Source organism: Lentzea sp. NPDC051838, from assembly GCF_040681245.1.
GTDB lineage: Bacteria > Actinomycetota > Actinomycetes > Mycobacteriales > Pseudonocardiaceae > Lentzea.
Genome location: NZ_JBFAYI010000043.1, coordinates 1 through 25067, shown reverse-complemented (window position 1 = coordinate 25067; position 25067 = coordinate 1). Strand labels below are relative to the sequence as shown.

Here is a 25067-nt window from a genome sequence, read left to right as displayed (position 1 = left end):
AGATCACTTCTTGGTGGGCTCGGGCTTGTGGACCTTCACCGATTCCTGAGCGACCTTGTCGGCATCGAGAGCCTTCGCCGGCGCCTCGTTGACGATCGTGGTGCCGTCCGACGCGGTGAACTGCTTCTTGAAGTCCGCCACGGTGTCGGCAACCCGCTTCTGGGCGTCCTCGGGGAACTTCTTGGTCTCCACGATGCCGCCGAGCAGGTCGGCGTGGTTGCGGCGGAGCGAGTCCTTCCACTCCGACACGAACCGGCGGATGTCGGCGACGGGCACGTCGTCCAGGTGACCCTTGGTCGCGGCGAAGATCTCGACGACCTGCTCCTCGACGGGGACCGGGGAGTACTGGCCCTGCTTGAGCAGCTCGACCAGACGGGCACCGCGGTCCAGCTGGGCGCGCGACGCGGCGTCGAGGTCGGACGCGAACGCGGAGAAGGCCTCCAGCTCGCGGAACTGCGACAGGTCGAGACGCAGCGAGCCCGCGACGTCCTTCATCGCCTTGATCTGCGCGGCACCACCGACGCGGGACACGGAGATACCCACGTTGACGGCCGGGCGGACACCGGCGTTGAAGAGGTCGGACTCGAGGAAGCACTGACCGTCGGTGATCGAGATGACGTTGGTCGGGATGTACGCCGACACGTCGTTCGCCTTGGTCTCGATGATCGGGAGACCCGTCATCGAGCCGGCGCCCATCTCGTCCGACAGCTTCGCGCAACGCTCGAGGAGACGCGAGTGCAAGTAGAAGACGTCGCCGGGGTAGGCCTCGCGGCCCGGCGGGCGACGCAGCAGCAGCGAGATCGCGCGGTACGCCTCGGCCTGCTTGGTCAGGTCGTCGAAGATGATCAGGACGTGCTTGCCCTGGTACATCCAGTGCTGGCCGATGGCGGAGCCGGTGTACGGCGCCAGCCACTTGAAGCCGGCGGAGTCGGAAGCGGGGGCGGCGACGATCGTCGTGTACTCGAGCGCGCCCGCCTCCTCCAGCGCGGTCTTGACGCCCGCGATGGTGGAGCCCTTCTGGCCGATGGCGACGTAGACGCAGCGGACCTGCTGCTTGGGGTCGCCCGACTCCCAGGCCTTCTTCTGGTTGATGATCGTGTCGATGCAGACCGCGGTCTTGCCGGTCTTGCGGTCACCGATGATCAGCTGACGCTGACCGCGACCGATCGGGGTCATCGCGTCGATGGCCTTGATGCCGGTCTGCATCGGCTCGGACACCGGCTGACGCTGCAGCACGGTGGCGGCCTGCAGCTCCAGGGCGCGGTTGTCGTCCGCGACGATGTCACCGAGACCGTCGATCGGCTCACCCAGCGGGTTGACGACGCGACCGAGGAAGCCGTCGCCGACCGGCACGGACAGGACGTTGCCCGTCCGGCGGACCTCCTGGCCCTCTTCGATCTTGTCGAAGTCGCCGAGGATGACCGCACCGATGTTGCGGACCTCGAGGTTCAGGGCGACGCCGAGGACGCCACCGGGGAACTCGAGCAGCTCGTTGGTCATCGTGCCCGGAAGGCCCTCGACGATGGCGATGCCGTCGTAGGTCTCGGAGACGGTACCGACCTCTTCCCGGCTGACCTCCGGGGAGTAGCTCGAGACGTACTTCTCGATCGCACTGCGGATCTCGTCCGACGAGATCGTCAGCTCCGCCATGTCGTTCCTGCTCTCACTTCTTCGTTCTTGGGAAAGGGCTCGGGGGCTAGCTGGCGAGATTGCGGCGCAGTGCCGCCAACCGGCCGGCGATGCTTCCGTCGATGATCTCGTCGCCGATCTTGATCGTGAGACCGCCGGCCAGGGCCGGGTCGACCTCGACGTGCAGCGCGATCGGGCGCGAGTAGATCGTGGTCAGCGTCGCGGTCAAGCGGTCGACCTGCTCCGCGGTCAGCGCCACCGCGGACCGGACGTGCGCCACGGAACGCTGACGGCGCTTGGCCGCCAGGTCGGCGAGCTCGCCGAGGCCGTTCGCGACGCGCAGACCGCGCGGGTGCCGGACCAGCTGGTCCACCAGGGTCTTGGTGACCGGGCTGACCTTTCCCTCGATGAGGGTGTCGACCAGCGCGACCTTGCCGTCGACGGCGCCGGCGGGATCCGCCAGCAGGAGCTCGAGCTCGTTCGACCCCGCCACGATGCGGCCGAGCCGGAACAGCTCGTCCTCCACCGAGTCGAGCTGACCGTCGCGCTCGGCACGCACCAGCAGAACCGTGCGGGCGAGCGACTCCACGCCGTCGACGAGCTCACGCGGGCTGGACCAGCGCGCGGTCACGACGGTGACCAGCACCTGCAGCGTCGCGTCGCTCACCTTGCCCGCGAACAGTCCGCGGATCAGCTGCTCACGACCGGCGGCCTCCGAGGAGGCGTCGGCGGTGGCACGACGCAGCGCGGGCTGCTCGATCAGCAGGCCGAGCACGGCGAACAGCTCCTCGCCCAGCTTGGCGAGGTCAGCCGTCGACGTGGTGGCGTCGGCCAGCTCCAGCAGCCGCAGTTCCGCGGCTGCCAGAGCTTCACGACTTGCGGCATGCAACGTCATCGGCTGCCTCTACTTGCTCGCCGGCGCCGCGACGGCGTCCAGCTCGTTGAGGAAGCGGTCGACGGTGCCGCGGCGGCGGGCCTCGTCCTCGAGGGACTCGCCCACGACCTTGCTCGCCAGCTCGACGGCGGTGCGGCCGAGGTCGGCACGCAGCTCGGCGACGATCTGGGCGCGCTGAGCGTCCAGCTGGTGCTGGCCCTGCGCGACGATGCGCGCGGACTCGGCCTGCGCCTGCTCGCGCAGCTCCTCGATGATCTGCAGGCCCTCGGCCCGCGCGTCGTCGCGGATGCGCGCGGCCTCGGCGCGAGCCTCGGCCAGCTGCTCCTTGTACTGCTCAAGAGTGCGCTGAGCTTCGGCCTGAGCCTGCTCCGCCTTCTCGATGCCACCCTCGATCTTGGCCGTCCGCTCCGCGTACAGCGCCTCGAACCTCGGCGACACGAACTTCTTGATGACGAAGAACAGGAGCAAGAACGCGACCAGGCCGAGGATGATCTCCGCGGGGTGCGGGATAACCGGGTTGGGCGGTTCCTCCGCGGCCAGGATGAAGGTGTTGATCACGACGTCTCCTAACGCGATGAGGGGTTGCTCAGCCGGTCGGAGCGGTCGCGATGAAGTAGACGACGAAGCCGATCAGCGCGAGAACCTCGACGATGGCGAAGGTGGTCCACGCGAGGCCGAGCAGCACGCCGCGGGCCTCGGGCTGACGGGCGGTGCCGCTGATGACCGAGGAGAAGATCAGACCCACGCCGATGCCGGGGCCGATCGCCGCGAGGCCGTAACCGATGGCCGCGAGACCCGGGTTGATGTTGACGGCGGCATCCTGCGCAAGAACGAGAGCGCTCACTGTTGCTGTTCCCTTTCCAACTCGGTCCGCGAGTGTTCGCGGATCGGAGGCTTTGTGTTTCTCAGTGCTCTTCTGCCAGCGCCATGCCGATGTAGCTGGCAGACAGCAGCGCGAAGATGTAGGCCTGCAGGCACATGATCAATGCCTCCAGGAAGGTCAGCGCGATGGCGAAGGCGAAGGACACCGGCGCCACGATGACGGTCAGTCCACCGTTCAGCAGCAGGAACTCACCGGCCAGGGTGAACACCAGCAGCAGGAGGTGTCCCGCGAACATCGCGGCGAAAACTCGGATCGCCAGCGTGAGCGGGTTCAGAATGAACTTCTGGAAGAACTCGATCGGGATCAGCAACGGGAGCACGAACCACGGCGCGCCCGGCGGAACCGTCTGGTGCTTCAAGTAGCCCACGAAGCCGTGCCGCTTGAACCCGACGAAGTGGTACACCGGGTAAACGACGAGCAACGAAACGGCGAGCGGGAAGCCGATGTGCGACATCGTCGGGAACTGCACGATCGGGATGAGCCCGAACAGGTTGTTCACGAGGACGAAGCAGAAGATCGTGAGGATCAGCGGGATGAAGGGCTTGAAGTCCTTCGCGCCGATCTGCTCCCTGGCGATGTTGTTGCGCCCGAAGTCGTAAACCGACTCGGCGGCGAACTGGAACTTGCCGGGGATCAGCTTCAGGTTGCGCGTCGCCGCGATGAAGAAGACTCCGATGATCAAGATCGACAGCACCAGCAGGACCATCGGCTTCGTGACCGAGCCGAAGATCGGCGGGAGGAAGAAGTCCTTCACACCGGGAGCGACGAACTCGCCCCCCGAAGCCAGCAACTTGGTCACTGTGTTCCTTCCGGTTCTCCCGGCCGGCGTTCACTCCGCCGGGGGAATCGTCACGATCTGGACTTAACGTACCTTACGGTTCGCAAGCGACTACCAGAGGCACCCCTGCGATCGGGTGTCCCTGGTCAGCGCGGACCCTATCGCAGGTGTCAGGCGCCTTCCGAAGCGGGCACCACCATCTGGCTGCGACTGCGTTTGGAGGCTCTGGCCTCCAGGATCGACGTGACGATCACGGTCGCCACCAGGGTGATTCCCAGCGCCTTGGGCTCGAGCCACGACTCACCGCGCAACAAGATCACCGCGATCAGCAGGACGATCAGCTTGCCCATGAATCCGCCGAGTGCGGCGACCATCACGAACATCGGATCGAGTGCCGCGGTCTTGCGCATCAACAACAACGTCGCGAGGCTCGAAGCGATGGCGATCGCACCACCGATCAATGATCCGAAGAGACCAGCGGTCCCCCAGATCACAGTTGACACGACGACGCCGACGACAAACGTGCCGAGTGCGGCCCATGCGGCCGCGCGGAACATTTCCCCGGCGAGCCGCTGGACGGTCAGCTCGTGCGTGACGGCCTTGTCCGCGTCGCTCATGTCTTGAAGTGTAGGAACTCGCTTTCCCGCAGCGACACCCAGCCCCGGAAAACGACGGTTAACCGGGGCCAAACAAGACGTCCGCCATTTCGCCTACACGCGAGCGCATCGGCACTCGGGCATCTCCACGTCCCCGCTGAGGATGCGGCCGTGCAGGTCGGACAGGCGGGTGCCGGGCGCGACGCCGAGCTCGTCCATGAACCTCCGGTACACGTCGCGGTAGACCGTCAGCGCGTCGGCGGACCGTCCCGCGCGGTGCAGCGCGATCATCAGCAGCTCCGCGAACTTCTCGCGGGTGAAATGCCTGTCCACCAGTCCTTGCAGCTCCGGCACGAGCTCGCGGTGCCCGCCCAGCCGGACCTCGATCTCGATCCTGCGCTCCAGCACGGCCAGCCGTTCCTCGTCGAGCCGGTCGCCCTCCATCCGCATCGAGCCGGAGGTGACGTCGACGAGAGCCGGGCCTCGCCACAGCGCCAGCGCCTGACGGAGGTCGCCGAGCTCGGCGCGCGGGTCGGGATCGCGCCTGCGGGCCAGTTCGCGGAACCGGTGCAGGTCGACCTGGCCGGCGTCGACGTCGATCCAGTAGCCCGTGCTGCTGCGCACGACGGACGGGCCGAGCTTGCCCAGCGCCTGCCGCAGCCGCACGACGTAGACCTGGAGCGTCGAGTGCGCCCGTGCCGGTGGCGCGTCCCAGACCAGGTCGATGAGATCGGTCTCCGAGACGGGTCTTCCCGGCCGCAGCAGCAGTCCGGCGAGCAGGCCGCGCAGCTTGCCGGCCTTGATCGGCACCGCGGTGCCGCCACCGTTGATCGAGAGTTCGCCGAGCAGGCCGAACGTGCATGACTCCATGCGGTTGTCATCCCCCCAGGTTTCAACCGAGGGTGACCATACCGCTACCGCGCGTCTCACGCAGCCGATCCCGTTGCTTCCAATCGCCTACAGCACGTGTAGGCGGTTTGGCGCAGCGCGTGGCTAGCTTCGAATCCGCTCGAACCAACTCGATCCTCTGGGGGAACGATGCGCAAGACCAGGAAGACCGTGATCGGTGCCGCGGCGGTGACCACGGCGGTGGCGACGTTGCTGCTGGGTGCCCCGGCGGCGAACGCGGACGAGAACGGCTGCAACGAGGGCATCTGCATCGACGCCTACGGCAGCGGTGGCCACGTGGCCGCCACCCGCGCGTACGTCAGCGGGTTCGGCAAGTACCTGTCGTTCTACGGGCACTACCGGGTCTTCGGCCCCGACTACAGCCAGGACTCGCCGACCGGCACGTGGCGACGTGGCGGTGCCGGTTTCCGGGTCGAGGTCAACCGCAACTACGGCGACGGCCAGCAGCACTGCGTGGAGGCGTGGTCCAAGCGCGACGACGGCTCGCACGTGCTGCTCGGACGCCCGTGCGTCTCGAACCCGATCTGATTCCTCGCTGACGCGAAAACGGCCAGGCAGAGTGTTCTGCCTGGCCGTTTTTCGTCACGACTTGCGGGCGTCTCTGAGACGCGGGATCACCGACACCACGAACGTCACGATCAGCCCGATGACGAAGCACGTGGCCACGATGATCGGGTCGAACAACGTGAGCGCCACCGCGCCGAACGCGAGCACACCGGCCCACAAGTAGATGAGCAGCACCGCACGCCGTTGCGAGTGGCCGATCTCGAGCAACCGGTGGTGCAGGTGCATCTTGTCCGGCGAGAAGGGACTTTCCCCCCGCCGGGTGCGCCGGATGATCGCCATCAGCAGGTCCAGCAGCGGCACGAACAGCACGGCCGCGACGACGATCAGCGGCGAGAGCAGACCGAGCAGGTCGGCGGCGCTGCCGGTGGCCTGGTTGATCTTGCCGGACGCGCTGGTCGTGGCGGCGGCGAGCATGAGGCCGATGAGCATCGAGCCCGAGTCGCCCATGAAGATGCGCGCGGGGTTGAAGTTGTGCGGCAGGAAGCCCAGGCAGGCGCCGGCGAGCGCGGCGGCGATCAGCGCGGGCGGGTAGGCCTCGACCGCGCCCTGCCGTTCGACGAGCAGGCCGATCGAGAACGCGCACGTGGCCGCGGCGGCGATGAGCCCGATGCCGGCGGCGAGACCGTCCAGGCCGTCGACGAAGTTCATCGCGTTGATCATCGTGACCGCGAGCAGCACGGTCAGCAGCGCGCCCTGGTTCTGGTCGAGGCTGATGGTCGCGCCGCCGTCCCACGGCACCCACGCGATCATCCACTGCAGACCGAAGAGCACCAGGATGCCCGCCGCCGTGACCTGGCCCGCGAGCTTGGTGAGCGAGTCGAGCTCGAACCTGTCGTCGATCGCACCCACGAGCACGATGACGCCGCCCGCGACGATGACACCCCACGGGTCGTTGGAGAAGTCGAACGCCGCCCGCAGCACCGGCAGTTGGTGCGCCACGAACATGCCGCACAGCACGCCGCCGTAGATGGCGACACCACCCATGCGCGGCATCGGCTGCACGTGCACGTCGCGTTGCCGCGGGTAGGCGACCGCCCCGAGCCGGAACGCCATCGCGCGCACCAGCCCGACGAGCAGGAACGTCACGACGGCAGCGATCAACGCGACGAGCAGGTACTCGCGCACGGGAAGGACGAACGAGGATGCGGGCCCCACGGGCCTACCAATCAATCGGGGGTGTTCGGGGTGCTCGCCACGGTACCCGCGGCGACATGATCAATTGTGGCAGCCGTTGGTCAGCGCGCCACGTCGACCTCGATGCCGAGCACCTCGTTGACCTCTTCCTTGCTGACCGCACCCTCGCGCAGGATCAGCGCGTCCGGCCCGGTGAGGTCGACGATGGTGGAGGCGATGTTCTCGCCGCTCAGCCCGCCGTCGAGGTACACCGGCACCGCGTCGCCGAGCTGGTCGCGCGCTTCCTGCGCACTCGCGGCCGGCGCGTGCCCGGTCCTGTTCGCGCTGGACACGGCCATCGGCCCGACGTCCCTGAGGAGCTCGAGCGCGACGGGGTGCAGCGGCATGCGCAGCATCACCGTGCCGCGCGTCTGCCCCAGGTCCCACGCCAGGCTCGGCGCGTGCGGCAACACGATACTGAGGCCACCGGGCCAGAAGGCCTCGATGAGCGCCCGCGCCTGCCGGGGCACGCTGAGGACCAGCCCGTCGATCGTCGTCCAGGACCCGACCAGCACCGGGACGGGCATGTCGGGCCCGCGTCCCTTGGCGTCGAGAAGGCTCCGGACCGCTTCGGCGTCGAAGGCGTCGCAGCCGATTCCGTAAACGGTGTCGGTGGGAAGGACGACGAGGCGTCCGCTTCGCACCGCACCGGCCGCGGCGGCGAGACCCGCCGCGCGGTTGCTCGGTTCGCTGCAGTCGTAGACCGTGCTCACCTCGGTGAGCCTAGCCAGCGTCCCCGATCGGGTGCGCGCAAGGGCCCTGGTCACTCAGCGTTCCCTCAGCATCGACCCCCTACGTTGGCGTTCGATCTGGGGGGATTCTGATGAAACAACACGATCTTGTCGCGCCCGCAGTCGTCGCGATCGCGCTCTTTCTGGCTTTTGGGTTGCTGGCCGTTCTCTTCGTGTTCGCCGGGCCGTTCATCTTGATGCGCATGAACGACGACCTGCCGCTCGACGTCAAGGGCGATCCCTCGACCCCCGTGATGTTCCAGATGCCGGGCACCGGTCCAGCACTCCAGTACGGCGGCGTCCCCGTCCACGACGCCTGCTCTCTCGTCACCTCCTCCGGCCTCTCGTCCTTCGGCGCCCGCCTGTCGCGCGACCACGCCGTCCGCCACTCGCACCTGGCAGGCGACGTCCCGGCGGGGCCAGCAGTGTCGGGTCCTGTCAGCACCTGCTCCTACACGCTCTGGGGCCGCGAGGTCGTCGACGTCTCCGTGCACCAAACCCCGTTCAACTCTGCCTCCGCTCTCGGGCGTCTGGTGGACGAGGCTCGCGTCCTGGGCTCTCCGGCCCGCTCCGCTTCCTCCATGTCCGTCGCGTCCTGGCACGAGTCCGATTCCGAGCACCTGGTCATCTGGAACGCTTCGCTGGTCGTCTCCATCTCCCTGCAGACCGCGGACTCCACCGGCGCCTTCGAGATCGACACGTTGATGGCCAACCTCGAACCCTTTGTGCTGTCCCAAATCTCCTCGGGCCCGACCGCGCCGACGCGCCACGCCTACGACGCCCCAGCGCGTCACGTGAAGGACCCGTGCTCCGTTGCCAGCGCCGAGGCCTACGCTTTGGCATTTCCGGCTTTGAGCACCTCGCCGTCCATTGTGGACGGAAGCTATCCGTTGCACGCCTTGGTGCCGGAGTCCGAGGCAGGCCGCGGCAACTCCCGGCGCGTCCAACTCTCCTGTGCGCGCAGCAACATCGTGGACAGCCCCGGCGAACGCCGAACCCTGCAGGTGGACCTCGTGGTGTGGGACCGCGCCGAAGCAGCCGCCGCCAACCACCGCCCTGGTTCAGAGACGTTTCTCGCCGACACCGTCAGCGTCACCGCATCCGACGCCCGCGCGGCAGAAGTGATCCGCACAACCGGAGTGTTCCGCTGACCTGGCCTTTCATCCTCACTGAGCGCGTTCAGAGCCACCCTGACGAGGGTGAGTTTCAGCCCAAACAGGGTTAAGTAGTTGAACGCATCCCCCAAACGGGCGCACCACTGTAAGGTCAGGTGCCGACCACAGAGCGCAATCGGGGAGGGTCGAGCTTCTGTGTCAGAAGAAGTGGTGACAAGCGGCAAGGTCGGAGCCCTTTCGGGTGGCTCGTGGACCGACATCTTCGGGGGCGGTCTCAGCGCGGTCGTGGAGGCGAGCAAAGCAGTCGCCGTCGCCGTCGAGACCCAACAACTGTCCGTCGACCCGCACCTGGTCGACACCATGATCAAAAAGCTCACCGAGATGCAGGACGAACTGGGCAAAATCCAGCGAAAGCGGGAGGTGCTCAGTAACAAGATGAAGCTCGGCGGTGGATACGCCGAGAACATCGCCAATGCCAACCTGCAGTTCGGGACTGCGGCGATCACACAGATCGCGGACGTTGCCCGAGCCATCGACTCATTGAAGACGCAGATTGAGAAGAGCCGCGCCTCCTACCGCAACGTCGATCAGGCCGGTGCCGACTCGCTCAACAAAATCAACGGGAAGTCATGAAGCGCATCCTCATCGCCACCCTGATCGGCCTCTCAGCATTCACGGCCGCCTGCACCGGCACAACGGGCAGCCCTACGCCCTCCCCCACGGGCGGCGGCACGCCGACGAGCGACAGCAACACGTCGTCCGGCCTGAAGTCGGTCAAGCCTTGCGACCTGCTCACCGATGCCGAGGCAACCAGCTTCAGCTTCAAGCTCCCCGGAGAGGAGGGAACGATCATCGATGCGGCCACGTGCGACTGGACCGTGAGCGGCAACGGTGGACTCCAGGTCGCGGTCAACGCCACCGACGGCGTTAAGGACCTGAACCTCAGCACGGGTAAGCGCTCCGACGTCAAGGTCGGCAAGTTCGCAGGCATCAAGATCGAGGCTCCAGACGGCTCGAAGGACACCTGCGACGTCGTGATCTCGGTCAGTGAGACTTCGTCCGTTCTGGTCGTCGCGACCGCCACTGCCGGATCCGGAGACACCGCGACCGCGTGCGAACGCGCGTCGAAGGCTGCCGACCTCATCGCACCGAAGCTGCCGTAACAACGCCCGAGGGGGGAAACTCATGGCGCCCGTCAAACCCACAGTTCCGCACCCGAACTCGAACTACCCAGGTCAGCAGCACGAGCACATGAAGGGCCTGGTCACCCAGAACTACGCTCCTGAGACCGCGACCGCCGCCGCCGATGTCTGGAAGTCGTTCGGCACCACGTTCAAGGAGCTGGCGACCGACTTCAACATCCTGGTCAACGGCTCGCAGAGCGCGTGGACCGGACGGGCCGCGGACGGTGTTCGGAACGCGCTGAGCAAGATCGGGACGTTCGCGGACCAGACGGGCGAGGGCTTCACCAGAACCGCGGGTGCCATCGAGCAGCAGCGTGAGGCGGCGGTGCAGGCCAACAAGAGCATGCCTGACCCGGTCGAGTTCAACCCCCTCGACATCGCGAAGAAGTGGGCAGGCCCCTCCATCCTCTTCCCGCCGGCGATCGTCGCGTCGCCGGTCGAGATGTACATGAAGCACAACGAGCAGCAGGAGGCCAAGGCCGAGGCTGTTCAGGTCATGCAGACGCGCGACAACACGATGATGTCGGCCGCGATGTCCATGCCCACCATGGAGTCCACGCCTCAGGTCACGCAGGACCAGGGTGTCACGCAGACCAGCAGCAGCAACAACTCGCACAGCCTCAGCAACGTCAACGCCAACCAGCGGTTCAGCAACACGGGCATGCCGAACGTGCCCACGCCGAACGGCACGAACAACGGCACCACGAACCCGTCCTGGGTCGCGCCGCCGACGAATCCGCCGGGCGGCAACCCACCTGGGGGCAACCCTCCTGGCGGCAACCCGCCCGGTGGGAACCGGCCTCCCTTCACCCCGCCCTTCACCCCGCCCGGCATGCGTCCGCCCGGCGGTGGTCAGCCCGGCAGGCCTGGCCAAGGCGGTCCCGGTGGCGGCCGCGGCGGCGGACCCGGTGGCGCGGGTGGTCGCGGTATGGGTCCTGGCGGCATGGCGGGAGTCGGCGGTTCCGGGCGGGGCGGGGGCAGCTTCGGGCCGTCCAACCCCGGCGGTGGCGCGGGTGTCATGGGCGCGGGTGGGCCGGGCGCGGCAGGCGGAAGTGCTGGTGCTGCAGGCAAAGCGGGCGCGGCCGGTGCCGGTGGCATGGGTGGCGCTGGTGCCGGCAAGGGCGGCGAGGAGGACAAGGAGCACAAGTCGAACTACCTCGTCCCCACTGACGAGTTCTTCGACGACGATCGCATGGTCGCGCCGCCGGTGATCGGCGGATGAGGCAGATCGCCCAGCTCTCCCTGCCCGCGTTCGAGGTCCTCTGGGAGGGCCTCGAGGCGGGGAGCGTGCCCTACCCGTTCGACGTCACGCAGCACGGCGAGACGCTGGACGAGCGTGCGCGGATCAAGCACGCCGTGCACCAGGATCTCGAACGCAAGGGGCTCGCGCGCCGCGGCAGGCCGGAGCCCGACCTCGAGGACGCGCTGAACCTGTTGGCGCGCCCCGAACTTCGCGTCATCGCGTTGTGCATGCCGGACCTCAACCAGCAAACGGTGATCAGGGCCAGTGTGGTGGCGCGCGGCGGTTACGCGGTGCTGGTGACCCAGGAGGACGCCGGCATCACGCTGAACCTGGTGCAGCCCAACGAGATCGCGGCGAGCCTGGCCAACGCGATGCCGAAAAACCGTCCAGGGCCCGGAAAACTCGTCACCGTGCCCGCGCAGGCCTTCGAAAGCCGGCAGCAGGAAGGCTTCCGGCAGGCGGTCAGGACGATGGAGAACGACGACGTCCGCATCGCCAAGCAGATGCTGACCGGGCCCGCCATCGGCAACGGCCACTTCCTCGTGCAGATGGGACAGGGGCGCACCAAGCGCGACTTCCCGCCCGTCACGTGGATCGACACGAAACAGGGCCGCTACACCAACGTCGAGACCCGCAGCGGCTGGTTCACCATCAGCCCGGCGGACAACATGGGCCTGGCGAGGCACCTGGGACAAGTGCTCGCGATGACCAGCGAGCGTTGAGTCGGCGCACACGCGGTCACGCGCGAGGCGGCGGATCCTCCAGCGCGTGACCGCGTGCCCTCCCCAACGGGAGAACATACGACCGTTTGGCCCCAATGTGACCAAACGTCACGTAATTGGCCAGGATTTGGCCACTCAGCGACGCGCCCGGTCGATCACCTCGTCCTCCGTCAACGGGCTCGGCGGGTGGTGGCTCAGGCACATCGGCACGGTGGTGAGGCGGAAACCCGTGGCGTCGGTGGCCACGAAGAACTCGCCTCTGGTCAGCCTCGCGATGTCCGGCACGGCGCTGCCCTTAGCTCTGGCTATGTCCTCGGCCGCGCGGATCTGGGCGACGCTGCCCAGGCGGCCGAAGATCTGCGTGGTCGCGTTGCCCGTGATGCGATTGTCGAGGCCCTTGGGTGACTGCGTCGCGAACACCAGGCCCAGGCCGTACTTGCGCGCCTGGGCGGCCAGCATCCGGGTGCTCTCGGTCGAGGTGGTCGCCTTCCCGGAAGGCGCCAGCGTTTGCGCCTCGTCCATCACGAGCAGCCAGCCGAGGGACTGCACGGGGTTGCGCTTCACCCAGGCGAAGAGCTCCATCTGCAACTGGCTCACGAAGCTCTGCCGTTGCTGCTCGGTCGTGAGTCCGGCGAAGCTGATCACCGACACGCGGGCGTGAGCGCCGGGTGACGGGGTGAGCAGCAGGGCCGGGTCCACGGGTTCGCCGGCGCCCGCGAAGAGGCGGTCGGTGATCATCGCGGCCTTCAGGGTCTCCGCCATCTCGCCCGCCATCGCTCGGGCGTTGGCCATGTCCGTGACGCCGTTCGGCAGGTCGCTCAGCAGGTCGATGAACGCCGAGAGCTCGCGCTTTCCCATGCCCGCGAACGACTTCAGTGCATCACGCAGCACGGCTTGCGATCGTTGGCTCTTGACCGCCGACGACGCGACGCCGGCGCGGGGTGCCAGTGCGGACGCCGCTACGTCCAGGGCCATCTCGAACTCGTCGGGGTTGTCGAGGACGGAAGCGAAGTCCGGCAACGGCTGGAATGACAGCGGCCTACCGGACTGCCGGTTCGGTGTCCACACAACGACTTCCGTGCCGGCGAGGTAGGCGCGCGCACGTTCGGCGTCACCGTCGGCCCACTGAGCGGGCGGCACGGGCCACGCGTCGCCCAGGCGGGCGAGGTCGTTGTTCGGGTCGAGGACGATCGCCGACACGCCCCGCAACGCGCATTCCTCCACCAGGCGGCGCAACAGAACCGTCTTGCCCGAACCCGTGCCCGCGCAGATGAAGACGTGCTCCCGCAACGTCGCCAGGTCCACCGAAACGCTGCCGATCGGCACACCCGCCGGCTCGGCCACGGGGTCCGGAGCGGTCAGCAGGCCGGACAACGCGGGGAACACCGTCGGCAGCACCGCAGCCAGCAGTTCGGTGTCACTCGCCGGTTTGCGCGCCATCAGCCAGGCCGGCAGCCGCGGGTCCTGCGCCGTCAGCATTTCCTTCAGCGCGGCGAACGTCCGCAGATCGGACTCGGACACCGGCACGTCCCGGCCGCCTGCCTCGCGGAACGTGGCGATCGCCTCCTGGGTGACCGGGCCCGTCGGCCACGACTGGTTGCGCAGCAGGATCAGCTTGCGCCGCTCGCTCGCCAGGTGGTGCGCGGCCGCGCTGCGTGCTTTCGCCAGCCTCGACTGCGCGGCACGAGCGTTGGAGTGGGCGATGGCGCGGAACGCCCAGTGCGCCTCGTTCTCGGTGTCCTCGTCCAGTGTGCGGATCAGCCTGGCGTGCAACGCGGGCTTCACCGACGGCGGCGACTCCAGGCTCCAGCCCTGGTCGTTCTCCCCCAGCTCGGCGATCCACGCGGTCAACGCGGCGGACAGCAGACCCGGCACCACCTCGTCCTCGGTCCGCTGGTCAAGAGCAGGACCGACGTCCGCCTCGGCTCGCAACTTCTCGAAGACCGCGTCCAGCGCACTCAGGTCGTCCTCGGCCGGCGGCGGTGGCGCGGCAACGGGTTCCACCTCGGCGTCGAACCGCTCCAGCTCCCGCACGACACCACTGCGCAGGCACCAACGCGCGTGCTCGTCGATGCGCTGCAACAACTTGCGCGGCGTGTACTGCTGCATGCCGGCGAAGGCGTACTTGCTGATCGGCCACGTCGGGCTGGGCGGAACGAAGTCCAGCTCCCGGTAGGTCACCGCGAGCCGCTTCTCGACCAGAGCGCGGGCCAGTGTGCCGTTCGGGATGTCGGAGAGCTGCTGCTCGGTCCGGAACCGATCGGCGAACGTGTCCGCCGCCTTGCTACGCAACGAATCCCAGACGTGTGGCAGGCACGCCACCAGAGACAGCGTCCTGCTCGTGTTGTCCCGCAAGGACATCAGGCCCTCACCGACGAGGCCGAACAACTGGTTGTCGTCTTCGTCGGAGGCACCACCGGTGGCCTTCTTCGACACCGCGACCAGCTGGTCGATCTGGTCGACTGCCACCACCGTCGGACCGGTGAGCGCCAGCAGCTTGGTGATCTCGCCGACGATCTCCTGCGGTTGCTTGGGGTGCGGCCTGATGCGCCACTTCTCGCGGTCGCCGGGGATCGTCTCCTGCATGCCGCTCAGGTAGTCGTCGCCGATGTTGGTCAGAGCGTCGTCCTGGGACGCGAAGAGCACCAGCGCCCGCAACGTGTCCTGGCACTCCTGCCACACCAGGCGGTTGAACCGGCGCACCGAGCCTACGAACTCGTCCATGTTCGTCACTGGTGTGCCCGTCAGCGCGGACAACCTGTCCAGGAACTGCGAAACCTGAGTCCGGCCGCCGGCACCCTGCCGCACCAGGCCCTCGACGAACGCGTTGGCCGTGTTCGTCCAGAAAGCGTTGCCCTCCATGAGCTTCACCAGGAAGAAGTAGCCGCCGGTCTCCTGGACCTGCCCTCGCACCCACCCGAGCAGGTGGGTCTTGCCGACGCCCTTCTGCCCCTGGATCACCAGCCCGATCGGGCTGGGTCCGTTGCTTCGCTCGGCATCGGCCAGACCCGCGAGGACGGCTTCCTCCACCTCGGTGTGCAGGCCCTCGACGTGGAACTGGGTCCCTCCCCAGACGTCGTCCGGTGTCAGGGCCCAGTTGAACCGCAACGCCCCCAGAGCTTTGCGCTCCTCCGGAGTCATCGCGCACCGATGGCGATGAGGTGACGGTCCTCCCCGCCGATGCGGATGGCCGCGGCGCGATCCTCCTGCGTCAGCACCTTCTGGTTCGACTCGGGGATGACGTGCACGTCAGCTGCCCTGTTGAGCCGGTGCAACGCCTGGTCCACGTCGTCCCGAGACTCCCCGTTCAACGCCCCGCGCAACGCCGCGAGCCCCACCCACGCACCAGACTCGGGGGCCAGCTTGGCGTAGGCCGCGCGCACCCGGCCGTCGATCGCGAGCTCACCGGCTTCGAAGACCTCGTTCAACCGCAGGCCGGAGCGTTCGATGAACCGCGCGAGGCTGCCGAGAACCGCGTACAGCGCGCCGGCCGACGTCTGGTTGCTGCGCGGCGTGCCGGTCGCCAGTTCCGTGGTGCACCAGGCCCACCCGGCGTCGGTCAGCTCGTGCCGGTACGGGTGCGTGACCCTCGACCGGACGCTGTTCACCAGCCCGAGCTCGTTCAGCACCCTCCGCACGTCGCCGGTCACGCGAAAACCGGTGAGCTCCGCGAGTTCGTTGTTGGAGACCTCCCGCGCCTCGGCCATCAGCGTGAGCAACGCCGAACGCTGCTTGATCCCGAGCTCCCGCATGCTCTTCCCTCTCACTCGACGATCTCGAAGCGGTCCACTTTCAGTTCGGCGCGCTGTCCTTCGCTGAGGAGCCGCCCGGAGACGCGCGCCCAGTGCCCTTCCCTGCCGGCCGTGACCGCCGCGTCGTACCAGGTCAGGTCCGTCAGGCGCATCCACACGGTGTCGACCTGCACCATGCGGTCGTCCCGCACCACCCACACCGGTCCTGTCACCGTGACGGGACCGAGGTCCTTCGACTTCCGCAGAAACCGCGCCCCCGCCTGGATTCGCGCGCCGGCCCGCTCACCGAACTGCACGTCGGACGAGCGTCCGTCGGCCAAGCGGAACGAGAATCCGAACGGCCACAACGACTTCTTGCCCGCGAACCCGGACACCGCGTCGCACAGGTCCGCCGAGGCACCGGCGATCACCGCGTGCCGGAACGCCTCCGGGTCGTCGTCGGCCACCGCCGCGCTCACCGCGTCCAGCGCCGTGTTCAACCGGACCAGCACGCGCCGCGCGTAGTCCTCGGCCGGAACCCGGACCGGCAGCACGCAACTGCCCGCACGCGTCGGCCCGACCTGCATCCGGTCGACCAGGTCGTGCGCCTTCTTCGGCAGCCTGCCCCGCGAGCCGACGAACGCACCTTGGTCCACCGCGCGAATCGCCGCGTGCACGGCAGCGGTGAGACCGGAGAGACTGTCGATCGCGAACGACAGCGGAGACCAGCCGGAAGGCACGTCGGGCGGATGGGTGTGCACGCTGACCACGTCCGCCGGTGCACCAAGATCCAGCTCGACCTCGCTGACAGCACGGCCTTCCCGCGCCGCGACGCGCTGCAGCAGCTCGCGCACGCGCAGCTCCGCGTCGTTCATCCCGTCCCGCACCGGGACCAGCACCTCGGCACCGTCGTCGTGCGCCCACACCGTCACCGCGCTCCACACCTGCGGCTGCGGATACCAGCCCGTGGCACGCAGGTAGCGGGTGATCGTCTCCACGGAGTGAGCCGCGGTCATCGGACCGTCCGCAGCAACTCGCGCAACGAGTCCGTGGTGAGCACGCGGGCGAGCGAGATCCGCACGGGGCGGGAGTGCGAGCGATCCGGTGCCGGCACGGGCTCCTCGTCGCCCATCGGGTGGAAGTAACCGAGGTGCCGCAACACCATTCCGTCGGACTGGAACGACACGTAGGCCTCATCGGGCGGCAGCACCATCAGGAAGAGGAAGCGCGGCACCGTGAAGTCCCGCCCCGCCAACCTGGTGAAGCCGACCTCGTCGAGCCCGTCGTAACACCACTCCGCCTCGCCACCGAGAGGCTTGGCGGTCCACACGACCCGCGCCTCGATGGCGGGAAAGACGGAGGACGGGAAGCGGAACCCGAAGTCGACGCCGTCGGCGGTCACGTCGCAGACGGACACGTGGAGACCCGCGGCGGTGGCCAGTGCTCGCACGTATCCGCGCGCCAACTCCGCCGGCTCGGACACGCGTCAGAAACTAGGTGCCGACGGACCGCACACCGCCCGGCGTCGCGTTATTGGCCAGGATTTGGCAACTCCTGCCACGCGGTGACCATGTTCACCGCGCTGCGCAACGTGGTGAGCCCTTCCCGGAAAGCGATCATGGGGCGCCGCAGCGGAACGCTCATCAGCTCGGCTCGCGCGGTCCTGGCGAGCAACTGCTCGACCGCGTCGGCGAACTCGCGCAGCGCCGCGCCATCGGGACCGGGCCGAACCGGGTACGCCCGCAGCAGCCGGTCGACCTCGATGACCCTGCGTTCGTACGCACGGGCCGTGTCGCGCAACTGCAACGCGCCTGGAAGCAGCGCCTCGGCGCGCGTCGCGTCGTCGGCGGCCATCGCCACGACGTCCTGGAACTGCTGCAACACCTCGGAAGCCACTTCCACGACGTGGTTGGTGTCGAAGCCGAAGCGCTCGATGTCGGCGACGGCTTCCTCGGCATCCGGCACGTGCGGCGTGGCGTCGGTGACCAGGCGGCGCTCGGCTTCCTCGACGTGATCCACCAGTTCGCCGGCCAGGTCGAGCATCGTGCGCCGCCACGCGGGTGAGGACGGACCGTCCAGCCACGCCTCGCGCACGCTGCGGTACTGGCGCTCCACGATGATCTGCACGGCCAGGTCGGGGTTGTAGTCGGTGAGGTGGTTGTGCCCGAGCAGGACGACCGGCAGGAGCAGGCTGCGCACACCGTCGACGAACGCCTGGTTGTAGAAGACGAAGAGCTCCTCGCGGCAGTACGGCCGGTCGAAGTAGGTGCGGGTCAGCACCGGGATGAAGACGGTCGTGGCGCGCACCGCGGCCCTGATCTCCGGCTGGGCCAGCGCACCCCAGCCGATCGCCTCGCGGTCGACGAAGATCTCCAGATCGCGACCGCGGTCGGCGTAGGCGTAGTGGCGCAGGGAGTCCCTGAAGTCCTCGACGAAGCCCATGACGACGTCGTCCTGGCGCGCGTAGCTCAGGAAGCAGCGGATCGGCGGCGCGTCCGGGAAGAGCGTCATCTGCCCTCGTTCGGCGCATTGACAATTCGCAATTCAGCCACCTCTGGTCAATTCCGATCTGGACCGACTATTGTGCCAGCAAACAGATGTGAAGACTTGCGAAACAAAACGTTCACAAAGCCTCTGACCAGCGCAGATGCGAAGTGTCCGATTCAATGACAGAAAGTGGACAGGACAATGTCATCTCCCATGGAAGACGCCGGGACCATTCCACGGTCCCCCGGCGCCGATCGCCGGGAGTGGATAGCCGCTCGTACTCGAGCCGGTCTCGCCGCGCGGACAGCGCGCGCCCGGCAGAGCGGTGAGCCTGACCGCGCCGTTCTCGATGCTCAGCAGGCTCACCGGCGGGTTGTCCGGGAGCAGCAACGACAGCGCGCCGTGCGAGGAGTGCGGGGGAAGCACATGAGCGACCGGAACTTCGTCCACATCGGACACATCAGAGACGTCAGCGAGGTCCTGCGGCTCCTCGACGAGCTGCGCGAGGACCTCAACGACGCCAAGGCGCCGACGTCCACCATCGAGACGGTCGACGACCTGCGGATCGAAGCGCGCAAACCCAAGCCCAGCAAGGACATCACCGGACAGCTGATGGAGAGGCTGGCCGACCACGGGCTCGACCAGGAGATGAAGGAGCTGGCGAAGGCCTTCGACGCGCTGTTCTAGACGCGACGAGCGGTCGCGAACCTTGGCCGTCCTGCCAGGTCGGCGTGATCGGCCACGTCCGCGAGAACCCGGCGCGCGGACAGCAGCGCCGGCACGGACTCCCCCTGCGTGTCGTCGTGCTCGATGCCGACGAACCCGCCCGGCTTCAGCCAGCGCGCGGCGGCGGACACGACGTGCCGGATCACGTCCAGCCCGTCGGCTCCCGAGAACACCGCGTGGTGCGGATCGTGCACGCCGACCTCGGGCTGCACCTCCACACCCTCTGGCACGTAAGGCGGATTGCACACCACGAGATCCACCTGACCGTCCAAATCGGACAGCAGTGACGGGTCCGTGGCGTCGCCGGAGTGCAGTCGAACCGGCGTGTCACCGGAAGCGGCCCGCGCGTCAGCGTTGCGCCGGGTCCACGCCAGCGCCTGCGGATCGATCTCGACCGCGTGCACCACCGCGTCCGGACGGGCGTGAGCGATCGACAGCGCCAAAGCACCCGACCCCGTGCACAGATCCACGACCACGGGCGAGGCAACGCCGACGAGTGCCTTGAGGCCCCACTCCATCAGCAGCTCGGTCTCGGGCCGCGGCACGAACACGCCGGGCCCGACCTCGACGGAGATCGCGCCCATCGGAGCCCAGCCGAGGATGTGCTGCAACGGAATCCGCGAGGCGCGGACGAGCACGAGCTTGTGCAGCTGGTCGACCACCGGTGGATCGACCAGCGGAATGAGCGGCAGCCGCCCGCGTTCGACCCCGAGCACGTGCGCGGCCAGGTACTCCGCGTCGACGCGGGGGCTGTCCACGCCCGCCTCTTCGAGGATCTTGGCCGCCTCGGAGATCGCGAGGCGGAGCGGCTGCCGGTTCATCATCGTCAGGAAAGCTATCTCAGAAGTTGATCATGTGCCCGGCCAGGCCGTGCACCGCTTCCTTGACCGCCTCGGACAGCGTCGGGTGCGCGTGGACGTTGCGCGCGACCTCGTGGACGGTGAGGTCCCACTGCTGCGCCAGGGTCAGCTCGGGCAGGAGCTCGGTGGCCTCGGGGCCGATGATGTGGCCGCCGAGCAGCTCGCCGTGGGTCTTGTCGCTGATCAGCTTCACGAAGCCGCCGGGGTCGGCCAGACCGTGCGCCTTGCCGTTGGCGGTGAACGGGAACTTCGCGACCTGGACGTCGTAGCCCTTCTCGCGGGCCTGCGCCTCGGTGTAGCCGAACGACGCGATCTGCGGCTGGCAGAACGTCGCCCGCGGGATCATGACGTAGTCGAGCTCCATGGTCTCCGCGCCCGCGATCGTCTCCGCAGCGATGATGCCCATCGACTCGGCGGTGTGCGCGAGCATCAGCTTCGCCGTGACGTCGCCGATCGCGAAGATGTGCGGGACGGACGTGCGGCCGCGGCCGTCGATGTCGATGGCACCGCGGTCGGTCAGCTTCACGCCGGTGTTCTCCAGGCCGTAGCCCTCGACGCGCGGCACGAAACCGATGGCCTGCATGACCTTGTCGGCTTCCAGGACCTCCTGAGCACCGTTCTTCGACACGGTGACGCGGACCTTGGGGCCGGACTCGTCGATCGACTCGACGCGCGTGCCGACGCGGACGTCGACGCCCATCTTCTTGTAGCGCTTGAGCAGCTCGGCGGACACCTCGACGTCTTCCAACGGCACCATGCGGTCGAGGAACTCGACAATGGTGACCTTCACGCCGTAGTTGTGCATCACGTAGGCGAACTCGACGCCGATCGCGCCCGCGCCGGCGATGATGATCGACTCCGGCAGGTCCTCGGTCATGATCTGCTCTTCGTAGGTCACGACGCGGTCCGACACCTGCGTGTTCGGCAGCAGGCGGGTCGTGGCACCCACGGCGAGGATCGCGTGGCCGAAGGTGATCGTCTCGTCCCCGACGGTCAGCGTGTGGTCGTCGGTGAAGTTGGCCCACCCGTTGTACTCGGTGATGCCGTTCTTCTTCATGAGGAAGTGCACGCCCTTGACGCGCCCGTCCGCGACCTTGCGGCTGCGCTGCCACGCCGCGCTGTAGTCGAAGCTGACGGTGCCGTCGACCTTGATGCCGAACGTCTTCTGCTCGTGCGTGAAGATGTGGGCGAGCTCCGCGTTGCGCAGAAGTGCCTTCGACGGGATGCAGCCCACGTTCAGGCAGACGCCGCCCCAGTACTTCTCCTCGACGACGGCGGTCTTCAGCCCGAGCTGAGCCGCCCGGATCGCGGCCACGTACCCGCCGGGACCCGCACCCACGACGACGACATCAAAGTGTGCGCTCATAAGAGCACACCCTAGGTCCCGAGCTGCTCCGACAAGAACTCAACCGTCCGTTTCCAAGCGTTCGCCTGGGCGTGCGCGGTCGCCTGCGGCACACCACCACCCGAGAAGGTGACGCCGGGCCCTGGATAGGTCACGTCGGTCTGCGGACGGTACGGCGGAGCCGCGATCAGGTGTCCTGCCTCGGGATACACGACGTGCTCGAACGGGAACGGGTGCTCGTGGTCCTTCAGCCGGCGCATCGCGACCTCGCTCAGCTCCGTCGACGGCCACCCGTCGTCGTGCCCGGACGAGATGAGCAACACACCCCCGACGATGTTCTCGACGCGGATTTCAGTGTCCTCGGGGATGCCGTCGGACGTGTCGAACGCGAGCCGCAGCGGCACCGGTTCGCCGTTGACGATCCTCGACCGCAGCTCGTCGCTCACGTAGTACGGCAGGTACGGCAGCGGCTCGCCCTTGAGCGTCCACGACGCGACGTCGTGCTGGAGGATCTGCAGCAGGTTCGCGCCGGGCCCGATGCCCTGCGTCACCACACCGCTGCCCACCAGGCTCACCACGGCCCGGACCTGCGGGAACGTCGCCCCGACGAGCAACGCCAGCTCACCCCCGCGCGACCCGCCGATCACCCCGATCTCGCCGCAGCGCTCGGCCAGGTAGTCGATCGCGGCGCCGAAGTACTCCAGCGGGATGTCGACGAGGTGCTTGGGCAGGTCCTTGAGCCCGAAGTAGCCGACCGCGAACGTGACGAACCCGTGCGCCGCCAGCAACGCCGCGTCCGACTCGTGCATGCCGCCCTCGGACCCTCCGAGCACGATCACGCCCGGCAGCTCGCCTCCGTCGTCCTCAGGAGCGAACAGGGTGCCGACGAGCCCGTTCTCCCGCACCTCAACGCGCTCGACACCCTCAGGCACGTCGAGGCGCTCCAGAACGCGATCACCCACGCCCTCGACGGACAGGCACATCGGGCTGGGCTTGCCACCGGTGCGTTCGAGCGACCAGAACAACCCCATCGGGTCGACACCGCGATAGCTGCCGTCCACCGGCGCATGCCTGGTCAGGTCGACCACGCCACGATCATCGGCCTCGAACGAGGCGTGCGAGGCACGGTCGCCTGTGGACAGTTGGACCGTGACGGCCTGGCCGGGTTTCAGGCCGACCACGACGACGTCGACCGGTTGGTCGAGAGGCGCGACTTGGGGATTCACCAGGATCTCGGCCACAACGCGCCCCTCTCACGTCGGATTACCCGCCTGCGAGCCGTTCTGCCCGGTCGGCGGCGGCCAGCGCGTCCACCACCGCGTCCAGGTCACCGTCGAGCACCTGGTCCAGGTTATGCGCTTTGTACCCAACCCGGTGATCAGAAATTCGCGATTCGGGGAAGTTGTAGGTCCTCACCCGTTCACTGCGGTCAACGGTCCGGATCTGGGTGCGCCTCGCGTCCGACTGCTCCTGAGCCTTCTGCTCCTCGTACAACGCCGCCAGCCGCGACTGCAGCACCATCATGGCGCGAGCCTTGTTCTGCAGCTGCGAACGCTCGTTCTGGCACGACACCACGATCCCGGTGGGCAGGTGCGTGATGCGCACGGCGGAGTCCGTGGTGTTGACCGACTGCCCACCCTTGCCGCTCGACCGGTAGACGTCGACGCGCAGGTCCTTCTCGTCGATCTCGACCTCGCCGCTCGTCTCCTCGGCCTCGGGGAACACGAGCACACCGGCCGCCGACGTGTGGATACGGCCTTGGCTTTCCGTGACGGGCACGCGCTGCACCCGGTGCACGCCGCCCTCCCACTTCAACCGGCTCCACACCCCGTCAGGAGTCGCGGACTTGGTCTTGATGGACACCGTCACGTCCTTGAACCCACCGAGGTCCGAGTCCGTCCCGTCCAACATCTCGACCTTCCACCCCTGCCGCTCCGCATACCGCGTGTACATGCGCAGCAGATCCCCGGCGAACAGGGCGGACTCCTCGCCACCCTCACCAGACTTGATCTCCAGCAGCACGTCGTCCCCGTCGTGCGGGTCACGCGGCAGCAGGAGCTCCGTGAGTTTTTCCTCCAGCTTCGGGAGCTGCTCCTCGAGCTGCTCGACCTCTTCCTGGAACGCCTTGTCCTCAGCCGCCAGCTCCCTGGCAGCCTCAAGATCGTTCTTCGCCTGCTCGATCTCCCTCGCCGTCTTCACGATGGGCCCGAGCTGGGCATACCTCTTCCCCAACTTGCGCGCCCCCGCCTGGTCAGCGTGCACGCTGGGATCGGCGAGCTTCTTCTCGAGCTCGTCGTACTCGGCGAGCAGGCTGTCCAGCGACTGCGACACTTCGTCAACTCCTTGCAGTGGGGACGTGCAGACGGCAAACGGCGCCTGCCTCGGCACATTTGCCGAGGTCAGGCGCCGTTGAAGCAGCTACTTGTTGCGCTTGCCGTAACGCGCCTCGAAGCGCGCGACGCGGCCGCCGGTGTCCAGAATGCGCTGCTTGCCCGTGTAGAACGGGTGGCAGTTGGAGCACATCTCGACACGAACCTCAGCCGCGGAGGTGGTGCTGCGCGTCGTGAAGCTGTTACCGCAGCTGCACGTCACCTCGGTGGCGGTGTACTCGGGGTGGATTCCAGCCTTCAAGATCTTGTCCCTTTCAGTGGTTGGCCGCCGGGTCCCTAGCTGTGCAGGGTGAACCGGAGCCGGACTCGACCATTTAGTTTGCCAGACGCTTCAACACCAGCAAAAACGCGGTTGTTCCCGACGTCCGCACGCAGCTCCGCAGGTGGCCGAAGTCACAACCACTTAACGTCCTCAATACGCCGTTCGGCGCAAGGTGCAGCCGTTCGGCCACATACGGCTCCGTGTTGTTGGTGAACGTCCATCAGACTGTGTGCCGTGTTCTGCACCGCCGAGCGGCCCATGAGCCAGCGCCTGTGGCTGGCCGTGCCGTTCCTCTTCTCTTTCGCCGTGTTCGGCCTGATGGGGTCGGCAGGCTTGATCACGGCATCCTGGACAACGGTCCCCCTGTCACCCGTGGTCTCCGGGGCAGGCGTGGCGGTGGCAGCAGCGGTGTCAGGCGGCGTGCGATGGAAGCGCCCATGGCAACGAACGTGGCTCCGCTGGCCCTACCTGGCAGCAGTCCTGGCATTCGGAGTGTTGGTAGGCGCCGTGGAGGTACCGGCGCTGGTAACCACAGTGGTGGGCCTACCGGTGCTACTGGGCCTGGTCTTCCAATGCCTGGTGCAGAACGACGAGGGCCAAGCAGCCTCAGACTGCCGCTGACCAGCGAAAAGGCGAAGGCGAAGCCGAGCTGCTTTGGCGACGCCGAAGGCGAGCTGCAGTTAGCGAACACTCTGGGTGGGGTGGGTCCCGTCACGAGTCGTGGCTGATCGTTGGCCGCGCCAGGTCAGGGGTGTCAACTCGACACGCTTTTCGTCGAGTTGACACCCCTGACCTGGTGTGGCTCGCTCGGACGCGACTCGTGACGGGACCCACCCCACCA

27 protein-coding genes are annotated in these 25067 nt (G+C 67.7%); 7 read left to right on the top strand and 20 right to left on the bottom strand.

Features of this window, described 5'->3' with window-relative positions; translation table 11 throughout:
• Positions 1-3: 3 nt before the first annotated feature.
• The 7 genes from atpA to AB0M24_RS43990 all read right to left on the bottom strand — a co-directional run bounded on the left by atpA (position 4) and on the right by AB0M24_RS43990 (position 5651).
• A complete protein-coding gene (gene atpA / locus AB0M24_RS44020; protein WP_363780467.1) occupies positions 4-1650 on the bottom strand; it encodes a F0F1 ATP synthase subunit alpha in 1647 nt (548 codons plus the stop codon).
• Positions 1651-1696: 46 nt separating this feature from the next.
• Positions 1697-2524, bottom strand: a complete 828-nt coding sequence (locus AB0M24_RS44015) for a F0F1 ATP synthase subunit delta (RefSeq protein WP_363780465.1) — start codon at positions 2522-2524, stop codon at positions 1697-1699.
• A 9-nt stretch (positions 2525-2533) separates the two neighbouring features.
• A complete protein-coding gene (locus tag AB0M24_RS44010; protein ID WP_363780533.1) occupies positions 2534-3067 on the bottom strand; it encodes a F0F1 ATP synthase subunit B in 534 nt (177 codons plus the stop codon).
• Positions 3068-3110: 43 nt separating this feature from the next.
• Positions 3111-3368, bottom strand: coding sequence for an ATP F0F1 synthase subunit C (locus AB0M24_RS44005; RefSeq protein WP_363780463.1), 258 nt, complete (start codon positions 3366-3368; stop codon positions 3111-3113).
• A 61-nt stretch (positions 3369-3429) separates the two neighbouring features.
• A complete protein-coding gene (gene atpB / locus AB0M24_RS44000; protein WP_363780461.1) occupies positions 3430-4206 on the bottom strand; it encodes a F0F1 ATP synthase subunit A in 777 nt (258 codons plus the stop codon).
• Between the two features lie 149 nt (positions 4207-4355).
• Positions 4356-4802, bottom strand: a complete 447-nt coding sequence (locus AB0M24_RS43995; RefSeq protein WP_363780459.1) for a hypothetical protein — start codon at positions 4800-4802, stop codon at positions 4356-4358.
• Between the two features lie 93 nt (positions 4803-4895).
• On the bottom strand, positions 4896-5651 hold the full coding sequence (locus tag AB0M24_RS43990) for an AfsR/SARP family transcriptional regulator (protein WP_363780457.1): 756 nt from the start codon (positions 5649-5651) through the stop codon (positions 4896-4898).
• A 168-nt stretch (positions 5652-5819) separates the two neighbouring features.
• On the opposite strand from AB0M24_RS43990, the gene AB0M24_RS43985 reads away from it, so the two are divergent.
• Positions 5820-6218 (top strand): hypothetical protein, encoded by a 399-nt coding sequence (locus AB0M24_RS43985; protein ID WP_363780455.1) that lies wholly within the window; start codon positions 5820-5822, stop codon positions 6216-6218.
• Positions 6219-6272: 54 nt separating this feature from the next.
• Here AB0M24_RS43985 and AB0M24_RS43980 read toward each other — a convergent pair whose 3' ends face one another.
• Both AB0M24_RS43980 and AB0M24_RS43975 read right to left on the bottom strand, forming a co-directional pair.
• Positions 6273-7412 carry an MraY family glycosyltransferase gene (locus tag AB0M24_RS43980; protein ID WP_363780453.1) on the bottom strand — a complete coding sequence of 380 codons (1140 nt, stop codon included), beginning with the start codon at positions 7410-7412 and terminating at the stop codon, positions 6273-6275.
• An 80-nt stretch (positions 7413-7492) separates the two neighbouring features.
• The gene (locus AB0M24_RS43975) at positions 7493-8143 is read right to left on the bottom strand and encodes an L-threonylcarbamoyladenylate synthase (protein ID WP_363780451.1); all 651 of its coding nucleotides are present in this window, start codon (positions 8141-8143) and stop codon (positions 7493-7495) included.
• Between the two features lie 110 nt (positions 8144-8253).
• Between AB0M24_RS43975 and AB0M24_RS43970 the strand changes: the two genes are divergently transcribed.
• From AB0M24_RS43970 to AB0M24_RS43950, 5 genes are all read left to right on the top strand, one after another.
• Entirely contained in the window at positions 8254-9312 is a 1059-nt protein-coding gene (locus tag AB0M24_RS43970; protein WP_363780449.1) for a hypothetical protein, read from the top strand.
• A 159-nt stretch (positions 9313-9471) separates the two neighbouring features.
• The gene (locus tag AB0M24_RS43965; protein ID WP_363780447.1) at positions 9472-9909 is read left to right on the top strand and encodes a hypothetical protein; all 438 of its coding nucleotides are present in this window, start codon (positions 9472-9474) and stop codon (positions 9907-9909) included.
• A complete protein-coding gene (locus AB0M24_RS43960; RefSeq protein ID WP_363780445.1) occupies positions 9906-10439 on the top strand; it encodes a DUF3558 domain-containing protein in 534 nt (177 codons plus the stop codon). The genes AB0M24_RS43965 and AB0M24_RS43960 overlap by 4 nt, the downstream gene beginning before the upstream one ends.
• Before the next feature lie 22 nt (positions 10440-10461).
• Positions 10462-11682 carry a hypothetical protein gene (locus AB0M24_RS43955; protein WP_363780443.1) on the top strand — a complete coding sequence of 407 codons (1221 nt, stop codon included), beginning with the start codon at positions 10462-10464 and terminating at the stop codon, positions 11680-11682.
• Complete coding sequence (locus AB0M24_RS43950; RefSeq protein ID WP_363780441.1) at positions 11679-12425, top strand: ESX secretion-associated protein EspG; 747 nt, start codon at positions 11679-11681, stop codon at positions 12423-12425. The genes AB0M24_RS43955 and AB0M24_RS43950 overlap by 4 nt, the downstream gene beginning before the upstream one ends.
• A gap of 135 nt (positions 12426-12560) precedes the next feature.
• Here the strand turns inward: AB0M24_RS43950 and AB0M24_RS43945 are convergent, their stop codons facing one another.
• The 6 genes from AB0M24_RS43945 to AB0M24_RS43920 all read right to left on the bottom strand — a co-directional run bounded on the left by AB0M24_RS43945 (position 12561) and on the right by AB0M24_RS43920 (position 19069).
• Positions 12561-15566, bottom strand: coding sequence for an ATP-binding protein (locus tag AB0M24_RS43945; protein ID WP_363780439.1), 3006 nt, complete (start codon positions 15564-15566; stop codon positions 12561-12563).
• Positions 15563-16177 (bottom strand): hypothetical protein, encoded by a 615-nt coding sequence (locus AB0M24_RS43940; RefSeq protein ID WP_363780437.1) that lies wholly within the window; start codon positions 16175-16177, stop codon positions 15563-15565. The genes AB0M24_RS43945 and AB0M24_RS43940 overlap by 4 nt, the downstream gene beginning before the upstream one ends.
• A gap of 11 nt (positions 16178-16188) precedes the next feature.
• Positions 16189-17172 carry a hypothetical protein gene (locus tag AB0M24_RS43935; protein WP_363780435.1) on the bottom strand — a complete coding sequence of 328 codons (984 nt, stop codon included), beginning with the start codon at positions 17170-17172 and terminating at the stop codon, positions 16189-16191.
• Positions 17169-17639: a hypothetical protein gene (locus AB0M24_RS43930; RefSeq protein WP_363780434.1), complete on the bottom strand. Its 471-nt coding sequence runs from the start codon at positions 17637-17639 to the stop codon at positions 17169-17171. Before AB0M24_RS43930 ends, AB0M24_RS43935 begins: the two co-directional genes overlap by 4 nt.
• A 47-nt stretch (positions 17640-17686) precedes the next feature.
• A complete protein-coding gene (locus AB0M24_RS43925; RefSeq protein ID WP_363780432.1) occupies positions 17687-18667 on the bottom strand; it encodes a TIR domain-containing protein in 981 nt (326 codons plus the stop codon).
• Positions 18668-18847: 180 nt separating this feature from the next.
• Positions 18848-19069 (bottom strand): hypothetical protein, encoded by a 222-nt coding sequence (locus AB0M24_RS43920; RefSeq protein WP_363780430.1) that lies wholly within the window; start codon positions 19067-19069, stop codon positions 18848-18850.
• Here AB0M24_RS43920 and AB0M24_RS43915 point away from each other — a divergent pair, their 5' ends adjacent.
• Positions 19070-19330: a hypothetical protein gene (locus AB0M24_RS43915; RefSeq protein ID WP_363780428.1), complete on the top strand. Its 261-nt coding sequence runs from the start codon at positions 19070-19072 to the stop codon at positions 19328-19330.
• Here AB0M24_RS43915 and prmC read toward each other — a convergent pair.
• The 5 genes from prmC to rpmE form a co-directional block, all read right to left on the bottom strand.
• The gene (prmC, locus tag AB0M24_RS43910; protein WP_363780531.1) at positions 19327-20190 is read right to left on the bottom strand and encodes a peptide chain release factor N(5)-glutamine methyltransferase; all 864 of its coding nucleotides are present in this window, start codon (positions 20188-20190) and stop codon (positions 19327-19329) included. The two genes, AB0M24_RS43915 and prmC, sit on opposite strands and share 4 nt — an antisense overlap.
• Before the next feature lie 19 nt (positions 20191-20209).
• Positions 20210-21595, bottom strand: a complete 1386-nt coding sequence (lpdA, locus tag AB0M24_RS43905) for a dihydrolipoyl dehydrogenase (RefSeq protein ID WP_363780426.1) — start codon at positions 21593-21595, stop codon at positions 20210-20212.
• Positions 21596-21606: 11 nt separating this feature from the next.
• The gene (locus tag AB0M24_RS43900) at positions 21607-22815 is read right to left on the bottom strand and encodes an acyl-CoA thioester hydrolase/BAAT C-terminal domain-containing protein (RefSeq protein WP_363780424.1); all 1209 of its coding nucleotides are present in this window, start codon (positions 22813-22815) and stop codon (positions 21607-21609) included.
• Between the two features lie 22 nt (positions 22816-22837).
• Positions 22838-23905: a peptide chain release factor 1 gene (gene prfA / locus AB0M24_RS43895; protein WP_363780422.1), complete on the bottom strand. Its 1068-nt coding sequence runs from the start codon at positions 23903-23905 to the stop codon at positions 22838-22840.
• 87 nt (positions 23906-23992) lie between these two features.
• Positions 23993-24205 (bottom strand): 50S ribosomal protein L31, encoded by a 213-nt coding sequence (gene rpmE, locus AB0M24_RS43890; protein WP_363780420.1) that lies wholly within the window; start codon positions 24203-24205, stop codon positions 23993-23995.
• Between the last annotated feature and the right edge of the window lie 862 nt (positions 24206-25067).

Bases quoted from the DNA above. Each gene is read 5' to 3' on its own strand.
- AB0M24_RS43940 (WP_363780437.1), bottom strand. From the start codon at position 16,177: ATGCGGGAGCTCGGGATCAAGCAGCGTTCGGCGTTGCTCACGCTGATG.
- prmC (WP_363780531.1), bottom strand. From the start codon at position 20,190: ATGAACCGGCAGCCGCTCCGCCTCGCGATCTCCGAGGCGGCCAAGATC.
- AB0M24_RS43945 (WP_363780439.1), bottom strand. From the start codon at position 15,566: ATGACTCCGGAGGAGCGCAAAGCTCTGGGGGCGTTGCGGTTCAACTGG.
- lpdA (WP_363780426.1), bottom strand. From the start codon at position 21,595: ATGAGCGCACACTTTGATGTCGTCGTCGTGGGTGCGGGTCCCGGCGGG.
- AB0M24_RS43950 (WP_363780441.1), top strand. From the start codon at position 11,679: ATGAGGCAGATCGCCCAGCTCTCCCTGCCCGCGTTCGAGGTCCTCTGG.
- atpA (WP_363780467.1), bottom strand. From the start codon at position 1,650: ATGGCGGAGCTGACGATCTCGTCGGACGAGATCCGCAGTGCGATCGAG.
- AB0M24_RS43990 (WP_363780457.1), bottom strand. From the start codon at position 5,651: ATGGAGTCATGCACGTTCGGCCTGCTCGGCGAACTCTCGATCAACGGT.
- AB0M24_RS43995 (WP_363780459.1), bottom strand. From the start codon at position 4,802: ATGAGCGACGCGGACAAGGCCGTCACGCACGAGCTGACCGTCCAGCGG.
- AB0M24_RS43960 (WP_363780445.1), top strand. From the start codon at position 9,906: ATGAAGCGCATCCTCATCGCCACCCTGATCGGCCTCTCAGCATTCACG.
- AB0M24_RS43970 (WP_363780449.1), top strand. From the start codon at position 8,254: ATGAAACAACACGATCTTGTCGCGCCCGCAGTCGTCGCGATCGCGCTC.
- AB0M24_RS43955 (WP_363780443.1), top strand. From the start codon at position 10,462: ATGGCGCCCGTCAAACCCACAGTTCCGCACCCGAACTCGAACTACCCA.
- AB0M24_RS43925 (WP_363780432.1), bottom strand. From the start codon at position 18,667: ATGACGCTCTTCCCGGACGCGCCGCCGATCCGCTGCTTCCTGAGCTAC.
- AB0M24_RS43935 (WP_363780435.1), bottom strand. From the start codon at position 17,172: ATGACCGCGGCTCACTCCGTGGAGACGATCACCCGCTACCTGCGTGCC.
- AB0M24_RS43985 (WP_363780455.1), top strand. From the start codon at position 5,820: ATGCGCAAGACCAGGAAGACCGTGATCGGTGCCGCGGCGGTGACCACG.
- AB0M24_RS44015 (WP_363780465.1), bottom strand. From the start codon at position 2,524: ATGACGTTGCATGCCGCAAGTCGTGAAGCTCTGGCAGCCGCGGAACTG.
- AB0M24_RS43915 (WP_363780428.1), top strand. From the start codon at position 19,070: ATGAGCGACCGGAACTTCGTCCACATCGGACACATCAGAGACGTCAGC.